This is a genomic window from Gordonia sp. NB41Y (genome assembly GCF_030718915.1).
Classification (GTDB): Bacteria; Actinomycetota; Actinomycetes; order Mycobacteriales; family Mycobacteriaceae; genus Gordonia; species Gordonia desulfuricans.
In genome coordinates this window covers 2,732,434-2,748,950 of record NZ_CP132196.1, presented here as the reverse complement: position 1 = coordinate 2,748,950, position 16,517 = coordinate 2,732,434, and the positions used below count along the sequence as shown (strand labels likewise).

10 protein-coding genes are annotated in these 16,517 nt (G+C 66.9%); 6 read left to right on the top strand and 4 right to left on the bottom strand.

Annotated features, from left to right (window positions below; genetic code table 11):
- Positions 1-38: 38 nt before the first annotated feature.
- The gene (locus tag Q9K23_RS11825) at positions 39-1,613 is read right to left on the bottom strand and encodes a class I adenylate-forming enzyme family protein (protein ID WP_020789694.1); all 1,575 of its coding nucleotides are present in this window, start codon (positions 1,611-1,613) and stop codon (positions 39-41) included.
- A gap of 143 nt (positions 1,614-1,756) precedes the next feature.
- On the opposite strand from Q9K23_RS11825, the gene Q9K23_RS11820 reads away from it, so the two are divergent.
- Positions 1,757-3,409: an NERD domain-containing protein/DEAD/DEAH box helicase gene (locus Q9K23_RS11820; protein WP_053776975.1), complete on the top strand. Its 1,653-nt coding sequence runs from the start codon at positions 1,757-1,759 to the stop codon at positions 3,407-3,409.
- A 24-nt stretch (positions 3,410-3,433) separates the two neighbouring features.
- Positions 3,434-6,691 (top strand): DEAD/DEAH box helicase, encoded by a 3,258-nt coding sequence (locus Q9K23_RS11815; protein WP_053776946.1) that lies wholly within the window; start codon positions 3,434-3,436, stop codon positions 6,689-6,691.
- Between the two features lie 20 nt (positions 6,692-6,711).
- Here Q9K23_RS11815 and Q9K23_RS11810 read toward each other — a convergent pair whose 3' ends face one another.
- Positions 6,712-8,124 carry a cytochrome P450 gene (locus tag Q9K23_RS11810; RefSeq protein WP_053776947.1) on the bottom strand — a complete coding sequence of 471 codons (1,413 nt, stop codon included), beginning with the start codon at positions 8,122-8,124 and terminating at the stop codon, positions 6,712-6,714.
- Positions 8,125-8,339: 215 nt separating this feature from the next.
- Between Q9K23_RS11810 and Q9K23_RS11805 the strand changes: the two genes are divergently transcribed.
- Positions 8,340-10,394, top strand: coding sequence for a heavy metal translocating P-type ATPase (locus Q9K23_RS11805; RefSeq protein WP_305950545.1), 2,055 nt, complete (start codon positions 8,340-8,342; stop codon positions 10,392-10,394).
- 49 nt (positions 10,395-10,443) lie between these two features.
- Here the strand turns inward: Q9K23_RS11805 and Q9K23_RS11800 are convergent, their stop codons facing one another.
- Complete coding sequence (locus Q9K23_RS11800; protein WP_020789535.1) at positions 10,444-11,253, bottom strand: class I SAM-dependent methyltransferase; 810 nt, start codon at positions 11,251-11,253, stop codon at positions 10,444-10,446.
- Between the two features lie 440 nt (positions 11,254-11,693).
- Between Q9K23_RS11800 and Q9K23_RS11795 the strand changes: the two genes are divergently transcribed.
- Positions 11,694-12,191 carry an HNH endonuclease gene (locus Q9K23_RS11795; protein WP_053776976.1) on the top strand — a complete coding sequence of 166 codons (498 nt, stop codon included), beginning with the start codon at positions 11,694-11,696 and terminating at the stop codon, positions 12,189-12,191.
- Positions 12,192-12,233: 42 nt separating this feature from the next.
- Positions 12,234-12,497 carry a WhiB family transcriptional regulator gene (locus tag Q9K23_RS11790; protein ID WP_020789536.1) on the top strand — a complete coding sequence of 88 codons (264 nt, stop codon included), beginning with the start codon at positions 12,234-12,236 and terminating at the stop codon, positions 12,495-12,497.
- Between the two features lie 19 nt (positions 12,498-12,516).
- On the opposite strand, the gene Q9K23_RS11785 is transcribed toward Q9K23_RS11790, so the two are convergent.
- Entirely contained in the window at positions 12,517-13,725 is a 1,209-nt protein-coding gene (locus tag Q9K23_RS11785) for a helix-turn-helix domain-containing protein (protein ID WP_020789537.1), read from the bottom strand.
- A 130-nt stretch (positions 13,726-13,855) separates the two neighbouring features.
- On the opposite strand from Q9K23_RS11785, the gene Q9K23_RS11780 reads away from it, so the two are divergent.
- Complete coding sequence (locus Q9K23_RS11780; protein WP_020789534.1) at positions 13,856-15,367, top strand: NAD(P)/FAD-dependent oxidoreductase; 1,512 nt, start codon at positions 13,856-13,858, stop codon at positions 15,365-15,367.
- The last annotated feature ends 1,150 nt before the right edge of the window (positions 15,368-16,517 follow it).

Genomic DNA, 16,517 nt, shown 5'->3' with positions numbered 1-16,517 from the left:
GGCGTTACTCGGGTCAGCGTTACTGGGGTCGGGGCAGCTCAGGAGTTGGCCGTCGACCCGTACATCGCCTGCAGCGCGGCCTTCTGGATCTTGCCCGACGGCGTGAGCGGCAGGGACTCCACCACGACGATCCGCTCGGGCTGCTTGTACCGGGCGAGCTGCTCCCGGCACCTCGCGTGCAGCCGGCTGAGGTCCAGTTCCTCGTCGCCGACGACGATCGCCCAGCCGACCTCACCGTAGGTCGCATCCGGTACACCGATCACCGCGACCATCACCACGCCGGGGGCGGTGGCCAGCACATTCTCGATCTCGGCGGGATACACGTTGTATCCGCCGCGTACGTACATCTCCTTCTTGCGCCCGCGCATCACCACATGCCCGTCGGCCCGCAGGGTGGCCATGTCGCCGGTGCGCAGCCACCCGTCGTCACCGAAGGCCAGCTCCGTGGCGTCGGGCCGCTGCCAGTACCCGTCGGCCAGACAGGCCCCACCGACGAGGAGTTCGCCGTCGACACCGTCCTCGACGTCGGCGCCCGCGTCGTCGACGACGCGCACCCGGGTGTCGCCGATCGGCACGCCGAGCGTCTCCACCAGGGTGTCGAGGTCGTCGTCGGCCGCGGAGATCACCGCCCCGCCCGAGGTCTCCGACAACCCGTAGAGATTGGCGAGCCGGGCGCCCGGGAAGGCATCGGCCACCCGACGGCCCAGCGCCGGGTCCAGATTCGATCCGCCGACCACGCACAGCCGTATCGCGGACAGATCGGCGTCGGCGAAGGCCGGTTCGCCCAGCATCAACGAGAACATCGTCGGTACCCCCACGCACAGGGTCGCGCGGTGGTCGATGATCGCCTGCAACGACTGCTGCGGATGGAATCCGGGCACCACGATGAGCCGCGCGCCGACCACCGCCGCGGCGATGACGGTGCAGGTGAGCCCGCCGACATGGTTGAACGGCATGTGCGCGATCACCGCGTCGTCGGCGGTCTGCTCGAGGTGCACCGCCTGCGCCCGCGCCGACGCCAGGATGCTGCCGTGGGTGAGCATTGCGCCCTTCGGTGCGCCCGTGGTGCCGGAGGTGTACAGCAGCACCGCGGTGGCCAGCGTCGACACCGGCTCCCATTGCCGTGCGGTGGACGGTGCGGACTCGAGCAGATGCGCCCACGAGCGGCTGCCGTCGAAGCCGTTGTGACCCAGGAAGACGAAGTGTTTGACGCCGGGCAGCCGTGAGCGGAAGCCCTCCAGGAACCCGACGAAGTCGAAGCCACGGTGCTCGGACGCGCAGATGAACACGCTCGCGCCGGACTCGTTGAGCATGAAGTCCAGCTCGTGCTCGCGGTACTGGATGTTGAGTGCCACCAGCGTCGCACCGATCCGGCCGGTGGCGATCAGGGCGAGAATCCACTCCGGGCCGTTCGGCGCGGCGATCGCCACCCGGTCACCCGGGCCCACCCCGATGGTGTGCAGGCTGCGGGCGAGGCGGTCGGCGGTGTCGCGGACGTCGGCATAGGTCCAGGTGGTCTCGTCGGTGACCAGGAACGGGGCGTCGGGGGTGCGGTCCGCGATGTCGTCGATGACGGCGGGCAACGTCGCTGCCGGGGAGATCGATGCGCTCACCCCTCGGGAGTACCAGCGTGTGGCATCGGATGTCAGGCGATTGGATGGATCGTCACCCGGATGGATGCCGTGGCCGTTCGATGTCCGAGCGCTGTGGCACACTCCGGGCACCGCGACCCGACGTCACCGAGGAGGCCGACGCCATGCCGCACATCCTGCCCGCCGAACCCCGCTTCGCCGCCGGCGCCGAACGGTCCGTGTTCACCCGGCTGGCCGAGCAGATGCTCGCCGACGACCTGCTGATCTGCGGACAGCGCGTCACCGACCACACCAAAGACCACGAGGCCGACTTCGTCGTCGCGATCGCCGGTGCCGGCATCGTCTGCATCGAGGTCAAGGGCGGGGAGGTGTGGCACGACGGCGCCGGCTGGCTACAGGACCGGCCAGGTCAGGGCGCCAAGCGGATCGATCCGGTGGCCCAGGCCCGCGACGCCTGCTATGCGCTGCGCGAGTATGTGGAGGCCGACCCGCGGTGGCGGTCCGGCCGCGTGCGCTGGGATCACATGGTGGTGCTGCCCAACGTGAAACTCGCCGGCGACTACGCGCTGCCGGACTGCCCGCGCTGGAAGATCCTCGACCGCACCGAGCTCGACAACCTCATGCCGCTGATCCGGATGGTGTTGCTGAACAAGGACTCCGATGCGCAACCGATCACCGCCGACGGGATCGCCGACCTGCAGACCGTGCTCGCCGGACGTGGACTGCCGCAGCGCGATGTGGTGGCCCGTGCCCTGGCGAACGAGGACACCGCCGAGGCACTCACCGGCAACCAGGCGGTGATCCTCGACGCGATCGGCCTGCTCAACCGCGTGGAGGTGCGAGGCGGGGCGGGCAGCGGCAAGACCTTCCTCGCCGTCGAGCAGGCCCGCCGGCTGGCCAAGGCGCGCAAACGGGTTGCGCTGGTCTGCTATTCACATGGACTGGCGTCCTACCTCAAACGGGTCACGGCGAGTTGGCCGCGGCGCGAGCAGCCGGCATACGTGGGGGAGTTCCACGAACTCGGAATGCGGTGGGGCGCACCGTCGGGGCCGGACGAACGGATCCGCACCGCGGCGAGCCAGGACTTCTGGGAACACGAACTCCCCCGGAAGATGACCCGACTGGCCGAGGAACTGCCCGCGGGGCACCGCTTCGACGCGATCGTGGTGGACGAGGCGCAGGACTTCGCCGACGAATGGTGGCCGCCGATGCTCGCCTGTCTGGGCGATCCCGACGAGGACGGCCTGTACGTGTTCAGCGATGAGGCACAACGGGTTTTCGACCGGCAGGGAACACCACCGGTCCCACTGGTGCCCCTGTTGCTCGACCACAACTTGCGCAACACCCGGCAGATCGCGACGGCATTCCGGCCGATGGTCGGTCAGCGGATGCAACTGCGTGGCGGTGACGGTCCGGAGGTGCGGTTCATCGCCTGCGGCCCCGATCAGGCGTGCGACGTCGCCGACGATCAGATCGATCCGCTCCTCGGCCAGGGATGGGCGCCCGGCGACATCGCCCTGCTGACCACCGGTTCACGCCACCCCGAGCAGGTCAATCGCCAGGCCGAGGGCACCGAGGCGTACTGGGACTCGTTCTGGGACGACGACCAGGTGTTCTACGGTCACGTACTCGGGTTCAAGGGGCTCGAACGCCGCGTGATCGTGCTCGCGCTCAACGAGTCCCGGCCCCGATCCCGCTCGCGTGAACGCCTCTACGTCGGATTCTCCCGCGCCCGTGAGCAACTCGTCATCTGTGGTGACCCGGAGTTCGTCCGCGAGGTCGGCGGGCAGGACGTGGCGCGTCGGTTGGGCTTGTAGGCGTTTGTCCGTACCCTGGGACGGGTGAGCGATCCCGTCCTGCGACTGACCGAGGGCCAGCTGGCCAGGGAGTTCGGAACACAGACCGCCGCCCGGGGCAGACAGTACGCGCGCGCGGGCAAGATCTTCGGGGTCGAGTGGGTGCGAGAAGACGACGGTTGGCTTCTGGCCGGGGAATCCACCGGGTCCCACCGCCGTGGATACGACGTCAGCGTGTACTTCTTCGGACCGCCGTCCCTGGCGACCATCGAATATGCCACATGCAGTTGTCCGGTGGGCGTGTGCTGCAAGCACACGGTGGGTCTGCTGCTGACCGCCGCGGCCGCGTCGCAAACCCAACCTGCCCAACCTGCCCAGCCTGCGGCGAAAGAGCCTGTACCAGGATTGTCCTGGCGGGCGGTGCTCGACAATCTGATCGGCCTGCCGGCCGCCGGCACCGGGATCTCCGCACCGAAGTATCCGCCGCTCGCACTGACCTTCGCCCGATCGCGGAGCTCTGGCTCGTCACCGATCCTCACCGTCCGGCCGATGACCGCGGGGGCCCGGGGCAACTGGATCAAGAGCGGGGCGTCGTGGTCGGACATCGCCTACGGCAAGGGGCTCGCCACGGGTGCGCCCGACCACGTGGCGGTGGGCGCGCTCTACACCGCCATCACCGGGCGTACCGTCGTCACGAGCGGGGACTGGTTGCCCATCGCCCAATCCGCTGCACAGTTCTGGCCTGCTCTCCGGGCCGCCGTCGACGCCGGTGTCACGCTGCTCGCCGACCCGTCCTTGAAGGTGAGTGGTATCCGGATCGGTGATGCGGCACTGCACTACGACGTGTCACCGCACGCCGATGGCGGTGCGCAGCTCACCGCCGGGATCGTGATCGACGGACTGCCGGTGGACGCGGGCACCGCGGAGGCATTCGGCATGCCGGCCCACGGCGTGGGTGCCGTCGGCGACGGGATGTTGTCGCTAGGTGAGTTCGAGCGAAGCATCAAGTACGGCGAACTGAACCTGGCGATGAACCGAACGGTCGTGGTGATCCCGGCAGAGGATCTCGACGAGTTCTCCGCCGAGGCGCTGCCGCGGCTGACCGGTGCCCGCACCGTTCGCACCGACCCCGCGGCCATCACCGCGCCGACCATCATCGGACCGAAGGCGGTCCTGACCATCGCCGGCGCCCCCGGCAACCAGGCACGGTTCACCTGGAGCATCGCCTACCAGGTCAACGACAAGCTGCACCTGTTCGAGCCCGCATCCCCGGCCGCCTCCGTCGGATATCGGGACGAGCTCGCCGAGAAGCGGCTGTGGACCGAGCTGGAAGCGCTGTTCGACCCGATCATCGAACGGTGCGGGGCCTGGGCATCGGCGCTGCGGTCGACGACCTTCCCACTCACCGCCGTCCAGGCCGCGGTGCTGATCGCCGAAGGTCTCCCGGGTCTCACCGGGCACCGTGATGTCTTCATCGACAACCGCGTCGGCGCCGACTTCGCCCCGGCAGACGACTCGCCGGTGATCAGCTTCGGCGCCGACGAGAAGGTCGGCAACGACTGGTTCTCCCTCGACGTGACGATGAACGTCGGGGAGTACGAGCTGCCGATCGCTGCGGTGATCTCCGAATTGTCCCATGGTGCAACACATATGTTCGTCGACGCGGGCACCTACGTCGCGCTCGACTCGCCCGAACTGGCCACGCTGGCCAAGCTGCTCGCCGAGGCCCGAGAACTCGGCGAGATCGAGAACGGCCTGGTCAACCCACAGAGCCTGAACGCCACACTGTGGGAAGAACTCCTCGACCTCGGCGTCGTCGACAAGCAACTCGCCGGCTGGCGCAAGCGGATGACGAAACTTGCCGCCGCCACCCCACCCAAGCGGGTGGCGGTGCCGCGCACCCTGAAGGCCTCCCTGCGGGAGTACCAGCGCGATGGCCTGGACTGGCTGACCTTCTTGCGTACCAACGAGATCGGTGGAATCCTCGCCGACGACATGGGGCTGGGCAAGACCGTCCAGACACTCGCCTTCATCGCCCGCGAATGCAAGGCCGACACCGCGGCACGGTTCCTGGTGGTGGCCCCCACCAGCGTCGTCCCCAACTGGATCGCCGAGTGCGAGAGATTCGCCCCGTCGCTGCATGCCGTCCCGATCACCACCACCGAGGCCCGTAGCGAGGTTCCGATGGCCGAGGCGGTCGACGGCGCACAGGTGGTGGTGACGTCGTATACGTTGCTGCGGTTGAACTTCGAGCAACTCGACGAGCATCACTGGACCGGCGTGATCTTCGACGAGGCGCAGTTCATCAAGAACCACAACGGCCGCACCCACCAGTGCGCCCGCCGTCTGGATGCCCCGTTCAAGCTCGCGATCACCGGCACGCCGATGGAGAACAACCTGATGGAGTTGTGGTCGTTGCTGTCGGTGACCGCGCCGGGTCTGTTCGGATCGCCGAAGATCTTCGCCGAGTACTTCCGCAAGCCGATCGAGTCCGGGCAGCACCCCGAACGGATGGAGGTGCTGCGACGCCGGATCAAGCCGGTCATGTTGCGGCGCAGGAAAGATCAGGTGGCCATCGACCTTCCCGCCAAGCAGGAACAGGTGATGCTGCTCGACCTCGTACCGAAGCACCGCAAGATCTACGACACCCGCCTGGCGCGCGAGCGGCAGAAGGTGCTGGGTCTGCTCGGCGACTGGGAGAAGAACCGGTTCCAGGTGTTCCGGTCACTGAACATGTTGCGGCAGTTGAGTTTACATGCCGGACTGGTGGACGACACCGACTACGCGGTGGAGTCGGGCAAGGTGGACTACCTCACCGAGACGCTGCCCGAACTGATCGCCGAGCAGCACAGTGCGCTGGTGTTCAGTCAGTTCACCCGATTCCTCGGGATATTGCGCGACGAGCTCGACACCCTGGGCATCGCCTACAGCTATCTCGACGGCACCATGAGTGCCGCCCAACGCGCCGCCGCGGTCAAGGAGTTCAGCGACGGACAGACGCAGGTGTTCCTGATCTCGTTGAAGGCCGGTGGATTCGGGCTCAACCTCACCGAGGCCGACTACTGCTTCGTGTGCGATCCGTGGTGGAACCCGGCGGCCGAGTCGCAGGCGATCGACCGAGCCCACCGGATCGGGCAGACCCGGCCGGTCACCGTCTACCGGCTGGTGTCGTCGAACACCATCGAGGAACGTGTGGTGGCACTGCAGGATCGCAAGCGCGCACTGTTCGATGCGGCTGTCGACGAGGGCGAGCTGTTCGGCGGTGCGATCACCGCCGCCGACATCCAGCAGATGCTGGGCTGACGTCGACGGCGGTGCATCGGTCAGCCGCGGCGGCGGAAATCGATCGGCAGCCCGTCCCCCGGAGTGGGGCCGGTGCCGTAGTCGAGCTGCAGTCGGTAGTCGGCGGGCACCGACCACTCGAACTGCAGCAGCATCTGGTGCATGATCGACTTCACTTCCATGCCACCGAAATACAGGCCGATGCACTTGTGTGCGCCGCCGCCGAACGGGGACCACGCGAAGCGGTGCACCTTGTCCTCACGGCGTTCGGGGGAGAAGCGTTCCGGATCCCAGTGCCGGGGGTTGGGCCACCACTCCTCGCGCAGCATCGTCGCCCACGGATGGATGGCCACGAGCGTGCCGGCCGGGATGTAGTGGTCGAGGATCTGGGTGTCGGCGACGGCCTTGCGGAACAGCATGCCCACCGGCGCGTTGATCCGCAGGGTCTCCTTGAACGCCAGATCGAGGCTGGGCAGAGCATCCTGGTCGTCGAAGTCCAGGGTGGGCTTGCCCAGGGCGAGGGACTCCGCGCGGAGCCGGTCCTGCCACTCGGGGTGGCGGCCCAGGTAGTGGGTCAGCATCGACAGCGCGATGGTGGAGGTGTCGTGGGCGGCCATCATCACGAAGATCATGTGATTGACGACGTCCTCGTCGTTGAAGGTGTTGCCCTCGTCGTCCTCGCTGTGGCAGAGCACGGTGAACAGGTCGTCGCCGTCGCCCTGGCGGCGGGTGGCGATCTCCGAACGGAAGTACTCCTGCAGCAGTTCGCGGCCGCGCAGCCCACGGGCCCAGGTGAAGTTGCCGACGTCGGCGCGGATGATCGCCTGCCCGCCGCGGACCGCGGCCTCGAAGGCGTCCTCGAGGCGATGGTTCTCCGCCTCCGACAGCGTGGAACCGACGAACACCTCCGAGGCGAGCTCGAGGAGCAGTTCCTTGGTGCGGGTGTACATCGGGAATCCCTTGCCCACATCCCAGTTGGCCAGGGACTTCTGGATGTGCGGGGTCATCATGTCGAGGTAGCCGTTGAGTCGCGGCCGGGCGAAGGCCTGCTGCATGATGCGTCGGTGGTGCATGTGCTCACCGAAGTCCATCAGCATGATGCCGCGGCGGAAGAACGGGCCGATCATCGGTTCCCAGCCCTGCTCGCTGGAGAACGCCTTGTCGCGGTTCATCCAGGCGGCCTCGATGGCCTCGGGGCCGACCAGCGTCACCATCTTCATGCCCAGGGCGCCGGACCAGGAGACCGGTCCGTACTTCTCGTAGCGCTTCATCGCGCTGCCCAGCGGATCCGACAGGGCGTCGAGGGTGTTGCCGAGCCAGGGCATGCCCTGGTTGCCCATCACGGGTTTGAGGCCGGAGCCGGGTGGCGGTACGGCGAGGGGGATGTCGTGGCTCGGGTAGGCGTTGCTCGCCGTGGCCAGGACTTTCTGTATCTGCTTTGTTGCCGTTGGCATCGTGGCCTCCCCGCGATCGTCGGCCGGGTCCCCTCGATCCGGCCATTGGAACAAAATGTTCCAAGTGTTTCACCGAGAGTCTAGGCGCACATCGGGGTCGGTGGGTGCGGTTCGGGAGAACGGCGGTTGCCGTATACCCCCAAGGGGTATACGGTTCGATCATGACGGAGCATCCCGACCACCATCCGGTCGTGATGGACCACGCCGGTCACGACATGGCCCAGCACGCCATGTCCGATCACGACATGGCCGGCCACACCATGTCCGATCACGTGGGGCAGTTCCGCCGGCTGTTCTGGATCATGTTGGTCCTGGCCCTCCCGACGGTCGGCCTCGACGCCATGTTCGCCGATCTACTCGGCTACCGGCTCCCCGACGGCGGTTGGGTCACCTGGATACCGCCGGTCCTGGGCACCGTCATCTACCTCTGGGGTGGGCGACCGTTCCTCACCGGTGCCGTCGGCGAGATCCGGTCCCGCCGGCCCGGCATGATGCTGCTGATCGCGCTGGCGATCACCGTGGCGTTCCTCTCGTCGTGGGGATCGACGCTGCATCTGCTCGACCACGAGCTCAGTTTCTGGTGGGAGCTGGCGCTGCTGGTGGTGATCATGCTGCTCGGCCACTGGATCGAGATGCGGTCGCTGGCCCAGACGACGTCGGCGCTGGACTCGCTCGCCGCGCTGCTGCCCGACGAGGCGGAGAAGGTGGTCGGCGACGAGGTGGTGACCGTGGCGCCCGGCGATCTCGCCGTCGGTGACGTGGTGATCGTCCGGCCCGGCGCCTCGGTGCCCGTTGACGGCGTCATCGTCGACGGCGCTGCCGCGATGGACGAATCGATGGTGACCGGTGAGTCGATCGCCGTGCGCCGGGAGACCGGCGACAAGGTGGTGGCCGGGACCATCGCCACCGATTCCGGTGTGCGCGTGCAGGTCACCGCGACCGGTGACGACACCGCGCTGGCCGGGATCCGACGGCTCGTCGCCGACGCCCAGGCATCGTCGTCACGCGCACAGCGTCTCGCCGACACCGCGGCCGGCTGGCTGTTCTGGTACGCGCTCGGTTCCGCGCTGCTCACCGCGATCGTGTGGACGGCGCTCGGCATGCCCGACGACGCGGTGGTCCGCGTGATCACCGTGCTGGTGATCGCCTGCCCGCACGCCCTGGGGCTGGCCATCCCTCTGGTGGTGTCCATCGCGACCGAACGCGCCGCCCGCGGCGGCGTGCTGATCACCGACCGTCTCGCGCTGGAGACCATGCGCACCGTCGACGCGGTCCTCTTCGACAAGACCGGCACGCTCACCAAGGGTGAGCCCGTCGTCACCGACGTCGCCGCCGCCCCCGGCCACGAACCGGACGAGGTGCTGGCCCTGGCCACCGCGGCCGAAACCGACAGCGAACATCCCCTCGCGAGGGCGATCGTGCGTGCCGGGGAGCAGCTCGGCCGCCCGATACCGGGGGCGAGCGGGTTCACGGCTTCGCCGGCCGTGGGGGTGTCGGCGCTCGTCGACGGTCGCCGCATCCATGTCGGTGGGCCGCATCTGCTCGCCGAGTACGGTCTGTCGGAGTTGGCAGACGTCGTGCCGTGGCGTGCGCGGGGCGCGATCATCCTGCATGTCCTCGACGGCGACGAGGTGATCGGCGCACTGGCGCTGGCCGATGAGATCCGGCCCGAATCCCGTGCCGCCGTGGATGCCCTGCACGCGCGGGGAGTGCAGGTCGTGATGATCACCGGCGATGCCCAGGCCGTCGCCGAGAGCGTCGGCGCCGACCTCGGCGTGGACCGCATCTACGCCGGGGTGCGACCCGAGGACAAGGCCGCGAAGGTTGCCGAGCTGCAACACGAGGGCCACACGGTGGCGATGGTGGGCGACGGCGTCAACGACGCCCCCGCGCTGGCGCAGGCCGACGTCGGAATCGCGATCGGTGCGGGCACCGACGTCGCGATCGGGTCGGCCGGGGTGATCCTCGCGTCGTCGGACCCGCGGTCGGTGCTGTCGGTGATCGAACTGTCGCGCGCCGGCTACCGCAAGATGCAGCAGAACCTGTGGTGGGCAGCCGGATACAACCTGATCGCGGTGCCGCTCGCCGCCGGGGTGCTCGCGCCGATAGGCTTCGTGATGCCGATGAGCGTCGGTGCCCTCCTGATGTCGGCGTCGACGGTGGTGGTGGCGCTCAACGCGCAACTCCTCCGCCGGTTGGATCTCCGTCCGGAGCGGGTGGGCGGTGACCTCCCGCGTACCGGTTCCGTTCCCGCGTATCGGGCCCGATGAGCGGGAACGGGATGGGGGAGTGGGGTTTCGATCACATGCGGGCGTGGCGCTACGACGTCAGTGCGAACAGGTTGATCCTGTACCCGGTGACCATCGGGGTCCAGCCGATCAGCCGCATCCCGTGGCGGTACCTGGCCGGCCAGGTTGTCGCCACCTCCGGCTGGGGTTGTGCAAGGGTGCGGGACTGCTCCAGGCGTAACCCGTACGGTTCCAGCGTATTCGGGTCATCAAACTCCCACTTCATGCGTGCCGGAACGGCTTTGAAGACCGGATTGCGGTCCTGTGACCGCATCATCAGGCGGCCGCCGGTGTCGAGGGCGAGCGGGCTGTCGGGGAAGCGTCGGGCCCACGAGCGCAGCACGTCGAACACCTCGGACTCCGAGAAGTACAGCAGCACTGCCTCACTGACCAGCATGAGGGGGCCGCCGCGTTCGGTGACCTGCTCGTGCCAGGATGGATCGAAGAGCGAGGCGGCGATCATCGTGTAGCGGTCGGAATCGTCGAAAAACCTGCGGCGCAACGTCATCGTGTCGTCGACATCGAGATCGAACCACCGCAGTCGGCCGTTGTCGAGGCGATCGTAACGGGTGGAGAGCCCGCACCCGAGGTCGACGACGGTGCCCTCGGGGTGCCGCTGGAGGAACTCGCGGATGTAGCCGTCGAAGATCGATGCGCGCAACACGGCACCGCCGAGCGACGGTCCGCGGAACTCGGTGAAGTCGTAGTCGATGGCGTCGACCAGTTCGACTGCTTTGGTGTCCTTGAGGACTCCTCCACCCGACTCGGCAGCGTCGCGGGCGCGGCCGTAGAGGGGGATGAGGAGCGTTTCCTGGATCTCACCGAGTTCGGGGGCGGCCATACCGGCAGAGCCTAACTTAGGTTGCCCTAATTCGGAAGGGGTGTGTGGTGTGGTGGCCGGGTGGTGCGGGCGATGCCGAGGTGGACCGACGTCGGGATCGTCGCAGGTCCGGCCGATCCGGTGACCCCGAGCGATCCGCCTCCTCACGACGAAATCACTGGACAACCGGCCCGGATGCCCATACCGTGGGCACGCCTGCACATGAACGAGCACGGAGAGGAGGTGGCGCACATGATCGTCGAAACGACGCGTCGAGATGGCAACGAATTCGGTTGTCGGCGTGAGCTGTCGACGTATCGACTGTCGCCGAAACACAGCCCTGTCCGCGGAATGTTCCGCGGCCGCGCCACCCGAGAGGCGCCGACTCCGATCGGCTGATCTCACCGAGGGTTGATCCTCCGCGGGTGGCTGGTTCCCTGCCATCGTCTCGAGGAGTGATCATGACCGTCTTCGTCACCAACGCCGGACTCCAGATCCTGGCGCGCGTCACCTGGCGTCGCGCCGCGATCCTGCTGACCACCGATGTCGCCCGCAACATGGAGGGCACACCGCTTGTGCGGGTGGTGCATTCGCCCACCCTGACCCTGCCGATCCATCGGGTCGTCGCGATCAAGCACAATGCTTACCGGCCATATGCCGGCAAGACGATGGATTCGCACGCGTCGAGCCAGACGATCCTGCGGCGCGACCAGTGGATCTGTGCCTACTGCGAAGGTCCGGCCGACACCGTCGACCACATCGTCCCGCAATCACGTGGCGGCGCCAGCACATTCGGAAACCAGGTCGCGGCATGCCGCTCGTGCAACGGGTTCAAGGCCGACCGCACCCCGCGCGAGGCCGGGATGGCGATGCGGCATGCGCCCTTCGTGCACGATCCGTGGGCGGCCGATCAGAAAGAGGTCTGGGAACTGTTCGCCCTCGGGGCGCGCACCCCATGAGGTGAGCGGGACGGGCCCGCCACAGACGGAAGGAGTTGTGGGATGACCGCATTCGACCTCCGTCCGTTGCCTGTCCCGCTCACCGCGCTGCTGCTGCCGACCCTCGACGTCGACTGGACACAGGCCCGCTGTGCGGCGCCCGGTGAGAACCCCGACGACTGGTTCCCGTTCCCCACAGACGATTCCGGCTATGCGGAGAGGGTGTGTGCGTCGTGCCCGATTCATGAGGAATGCCTGGCGTGGGGCCGCAGCAACCGGATGACCGGTATCTGGGGTGGGGTGCGGTTGCAGAACGGTCGGGAGTGACGGGCTCCGTGCGCGCCCCTCACTCCCGCCAGCGCAGGAGTTCGAGGGCCACCGCGACGTCGACCATGTTCTCGGCGATCGGTCGGGGGAGCAGCTCGTCGGCTCGGGCGAGTCGTCGGATGATGGTGTTGCGGTGCGTGTACAGCAGTTCGGCGGTGCGTGAGGTGTTGCACTGCACCGAGATCCACGTGTGGATGGTGGCGCGCAGATCGTCGTCGGCGGTGATGAGATCGCCGAGGGTGTCGTCGACGAACTCCTCGGTGGCGGCCGAGTCGCGGATCAGCAGTGAGACCAGGCGGATCTCGTCGTAGGTGACGAGTTGTCGGCGTCGGACGCCGAGCTGCGCGTGCAGTCGTTGGGTCGCGACGGCCTGGAAATGTGCCGAGCGGAACCCGTCGACGCCGTCGCCGGACCGTCCGAGTGACACCCGGACCTCGGGCAGGTCGCCGAGGTCGGGTGTACCCACGTCATGCGTGGGCAGCCAGATCCACCACGATGTCGCGCTGGCCGCGACGGTGAGCCGGGTGGTCACACGGGCCGAGCGGGCCAGGACGTCGCAGGCCGCCTCCAGCATCTCCGTCGCGTCGGGGACCATGCTCCACACCACCGCGGCGACCTGCGGACCGGACAGCCGGTACCCGAGTTGCGCCTCGGCGCGGGCGTGCGGGATGGGCGCCCCCTCGAGGACCAGCGAGACGGCCTGCCGGCGTTCGGCGTGGCTGCCTCGGGTGAGTTCTTCACGTTCGGCGCGCATCCGTTCGGACATGGCGTTGACGGTGTCGTCGATGAACGTCGAGATCGACAGCGATGACACGTCGAGGAGTTCGCGAAGTATCACCGGGTCGTCGGTGAGGTGGAAGGCGATGTCCATCCAGCGGCGCCAGGCCACCGCCTGTGTGGTCCGGAAAGCATCGAGGGATGCCTCGTCGAGGCCGCGTCGAACCAGGTCACGGGCGCCGGTCAGGATCTCCGCGGTGATGGCGATGGGGACGCGCTCGCCCGGGTGGGCGGCGGTGTAAGTGGCCCAGCGCATCACGTTGGCCATGTTGGTGCGGCGGATGCCGTCGGCGAGCACGGGGTCCTCGGCCACTGCCCGGATGCGGTCGCCGCTGAGGGACGCCTCGTGGATCTCCTTGACCCAGTCGGCGGGCGGATCGAGGATGAGTTCGGCGCCGCGGCGGATCAGGTCGCGCACGGCAGGCGACGTCGTCGGCCAGGGAGTGGTCATATAGGGCAGACTGTAGCAGCGAATCGTCTCATTGTGGGCAGAGTGCACATGGTGTGATGGGTGCAACAGTGGCATTCTGGAACCTGACAACGCCGGATGTCATATTCGGCCGAATTCCGAGGAGACATCAGTGACCGAAACCGCCACCACCGTCGACGCACTGGACGTGCTGATCGTCGGCGCCGGGATCTCCGGGATCGGAGCAGCCCACTATCTGACCACCCAGCTGCCGGGGACGTCGTTCGCGATCCTGGAGGGTCGCGACCGTATGGGCGGCACCTGGAACCTCTTCAAGTACCCGGGGATCCGGTCTGACTCCGACCTGCACACCTTCGGGTTCGCGTTCAAGCCGTGGACCGACAAGCAGTCGATCGCCGACGCCTCGCGCATCCTGGACTATCTGCAGGAGGCGATCGACGAGGACGGCATCGGCGACAAGATCCGGTACCAGCACAAGGTGATCTCGGCGAACTGGTCGTCGGCGGAGTGCCGCTGGACCGTTGACGTCGAGCGCGGCGACACCGGCGAGACCACGCAGATCAAGGCGCGCTGGCTGTTCTCCGGTGCCGGCTACTACAACTACGACGAGGGCTACACCCCCGAGTTCGAGGGCCGCGACCGTTTCACCGGGCAGGTCATCCATCCTCAGCACTGGCCCGAGGATCTCGACTACGCCGGCAAGAAGGTGGTGGTGATCGGATCCGGTGCCACCGCGGTCACGTTGCTGCCGGCGATGGCCGACAAGGCCGACCACGTCACCATGCTGCAGCGCACACCGAGCTACATCCTGCCGCTGCCCAAGCACGATCCGGTGGCCAACATCGGTCGCGCCGTGCTCGGCGACGAGCGCGGCTACGCGCTCGCACGGTGGAAGAACATCCTGCAGCAGCGTGTGCTGTTCGAGGCATGCCAGCGATTCCCGAAGACCGCTCGTCGGGTCATCCGCGGTGTCAACAAGAAGCTGCTGCCGGAGGGCTTCGACGTCGACACCCACTTCAACCCGCCGTACAACCCGTGGGATCAGCGTCTGTGCGCCGTGCCCGACGGCGACCTGTTCCGCACCATCCGCCAGGGCAAGGCGTCGGTGGTGACCGACCGGATCAAGACCTTCACCGAGAAGGGCATCCTGCTCGAGAGCGGCCAGGAACTCGAAGCCGACATCATCGTCACCGCAACGGGTCTCAACCTCCAGCTGTTCGGCGGGGTGAAACTCAACCTCGACGGTGAGCCGATCGCGATCAACGAGTCGATCGTCTACCGCGGCTTCATGCTCAGCGGTATCCCGAACTTTGCGCTGGCCATCGGCTACACCAACTCGTCGTGGACACTCAAGGTCGGTCTGCTGTGTGAGCACTTCGTCCGGCTGCTCGCGTACATGGATGCACGCGGCTACCCGGCGGTGCGGCCGATCGCCGACTCGACGATGGAGACCCGTCCGCTCCTCGACTTCGGCGCCGGCTACGTCCAGCGTTCGATCGATTGGCTTCCCCGACAAGGTGTTTCCGAGCCGTGGTCGATGTCGATGAGCTACTACAAGGACCGCAGGTCGTTCGCCATGGACGTTGCCGACCCGAACCTCGAGTTCACCAAGCAGCTGCCTGCCGCCGACGTGCAGGAGAAGGCGGACGCCGTCTCCGCATAGGCAAAGAAGTGGTTGCGTTCTGGTCCGGAAGCCGAGCCGAAACGCAACCACTTCTCGGCCATGTCACGGCGGCATCTTGTCGATGGTCGCGCGAGTGAACTCGAGGGCCTTGGCGCAGAGGGTGGGGAGGGGAGGAGGGTCTACGGGGCTTACGGAGTACATGGTTACTACGTTCGCGCGTCCCGACCGCGTGGCGGTGGAGCATGTATCCGGCGCGAGACTTCCGATCGCGACCACCCGGTTGGATATTGTTATGTCAGGGAGCCAGTCCATAGTGGTCGATAATTGTGCCTTGTATTCAGCAATTGGTTTTGCGTTTCCGACCGACTGTGACATTGATGGCGTCTCGCTATTTCGATAGAACCAGGTACACCCGCGTACCGTCTGATGATCTGCCACGGCTGCATCACTCGCAGTTTCTGGGATCAGGTCAAGCGAGCGTAGTTCTTGCGCTGAGATAGCGGTACATGGCTCGTAGGTGGTCCCGTCATTTCCGGAACTCCACCTGTTGGGAAATAATGTAACAAACGGGAGTGGTTGGCCTTCTGAATCGGTCTGACGTACGATCATCGGGTTTGCAGATGGCGAGGTTTCCTTTGGCTTGGACTGGCTCACGATAGCGGTCCCGTCGACCTCGCAACCCGACCCGACGAGCATTGTAAGCCCAGTGAACCCTACGAATGCAATTAGGTTTCTAGATCGAGAGTTCAGTGGCATTAGTCGAGTCTGCTAAGCGAAGTTGCAAATCCGAATCGACGCAATCGGTCGCTAGTGTTTCTAAGGATTCGATTGATTCCCCAACTTTATGGCGCCAGCAATCAATTAGTTCGGATATTCTCTTGTGGACCTCGATTCCTTCGACGCAGTCGCCAAAGTGATTTTGCTGAGCAACTTGCGCTACGTTCCGGAGCGCTTTTTCCAGCGCACCAGCCCCCTCGGCCGCAACACTCGCTCGCCACCTCCACTCGGGCGACGTGAACCTCACAACTCCGCCACCGTCCGTACTGCCGTCGAGCGGTGCGGTGCCCCCTGACCCGAGTGGGCCGCCTTCGCGGTCCATGGGCACGGTGTTGCCCGGCAACGACAAGAAATCGGTCACCTTTTCCCCCTGGTGCTCCCCGTAAGTGTGAGCATCGTAACTGCAGATGAG

Excerpts from the sequence above, each read along its gene's own strand:
- Q9K23_RS11820 (WP_053776975.1), top strand. The coding sequence starts at position 1,757 with ATGCCGCACATCCTGCCCGCCGAACCCCGCTTCGCCGCCGGCGCCGAA.
- Q9K23_RS11810 (WP_053776947.1), bottom strand. The coding sequence starts at position 8,124 with ATGCCAACGGCAACAAAGCAGATACAGAAAGTCCTGGCCACGGCGAGC.
- Q9K23_RS11805 (WP_305950545.1), top strand. The coding sequence starts at position 8,340 with ATGGCCCAGCACGCCATGTCCGATCACGACATGGCCGGCCACACCATG.
- Q9K23_RS11800 (WP_020789535.1), bottom strand. The coding sequence starts at position 11,253 with ATGGCCGCCCCCGAACTCGGTGAGATCCAGGAAACGCTCCTCATCCCC.
- Q9K23_RS11795 (WP_053776976.1), top strand. The coding sequence starts at position 11,694 with ATGACCGTCTTCGTCACCAACGCCGGACTCCAGATCCTGGCGCGCGTC.
- Q9K23_RS11790 (WP_020789536.1), top strand. The coding sequence starts at position 12,234 with ATGACCGCATTCGACCTCCGTCCGTTGCCTGTCCCGCTCACCGCGCTG.
- Q9K23_RS11785 (WP_020789537.1), bottom strand. The coding sequence starts at position 13,725 with ATGACCACTCCCTGGCCGACGACGTCGCCTGCCGTGCGCGACCTGATC.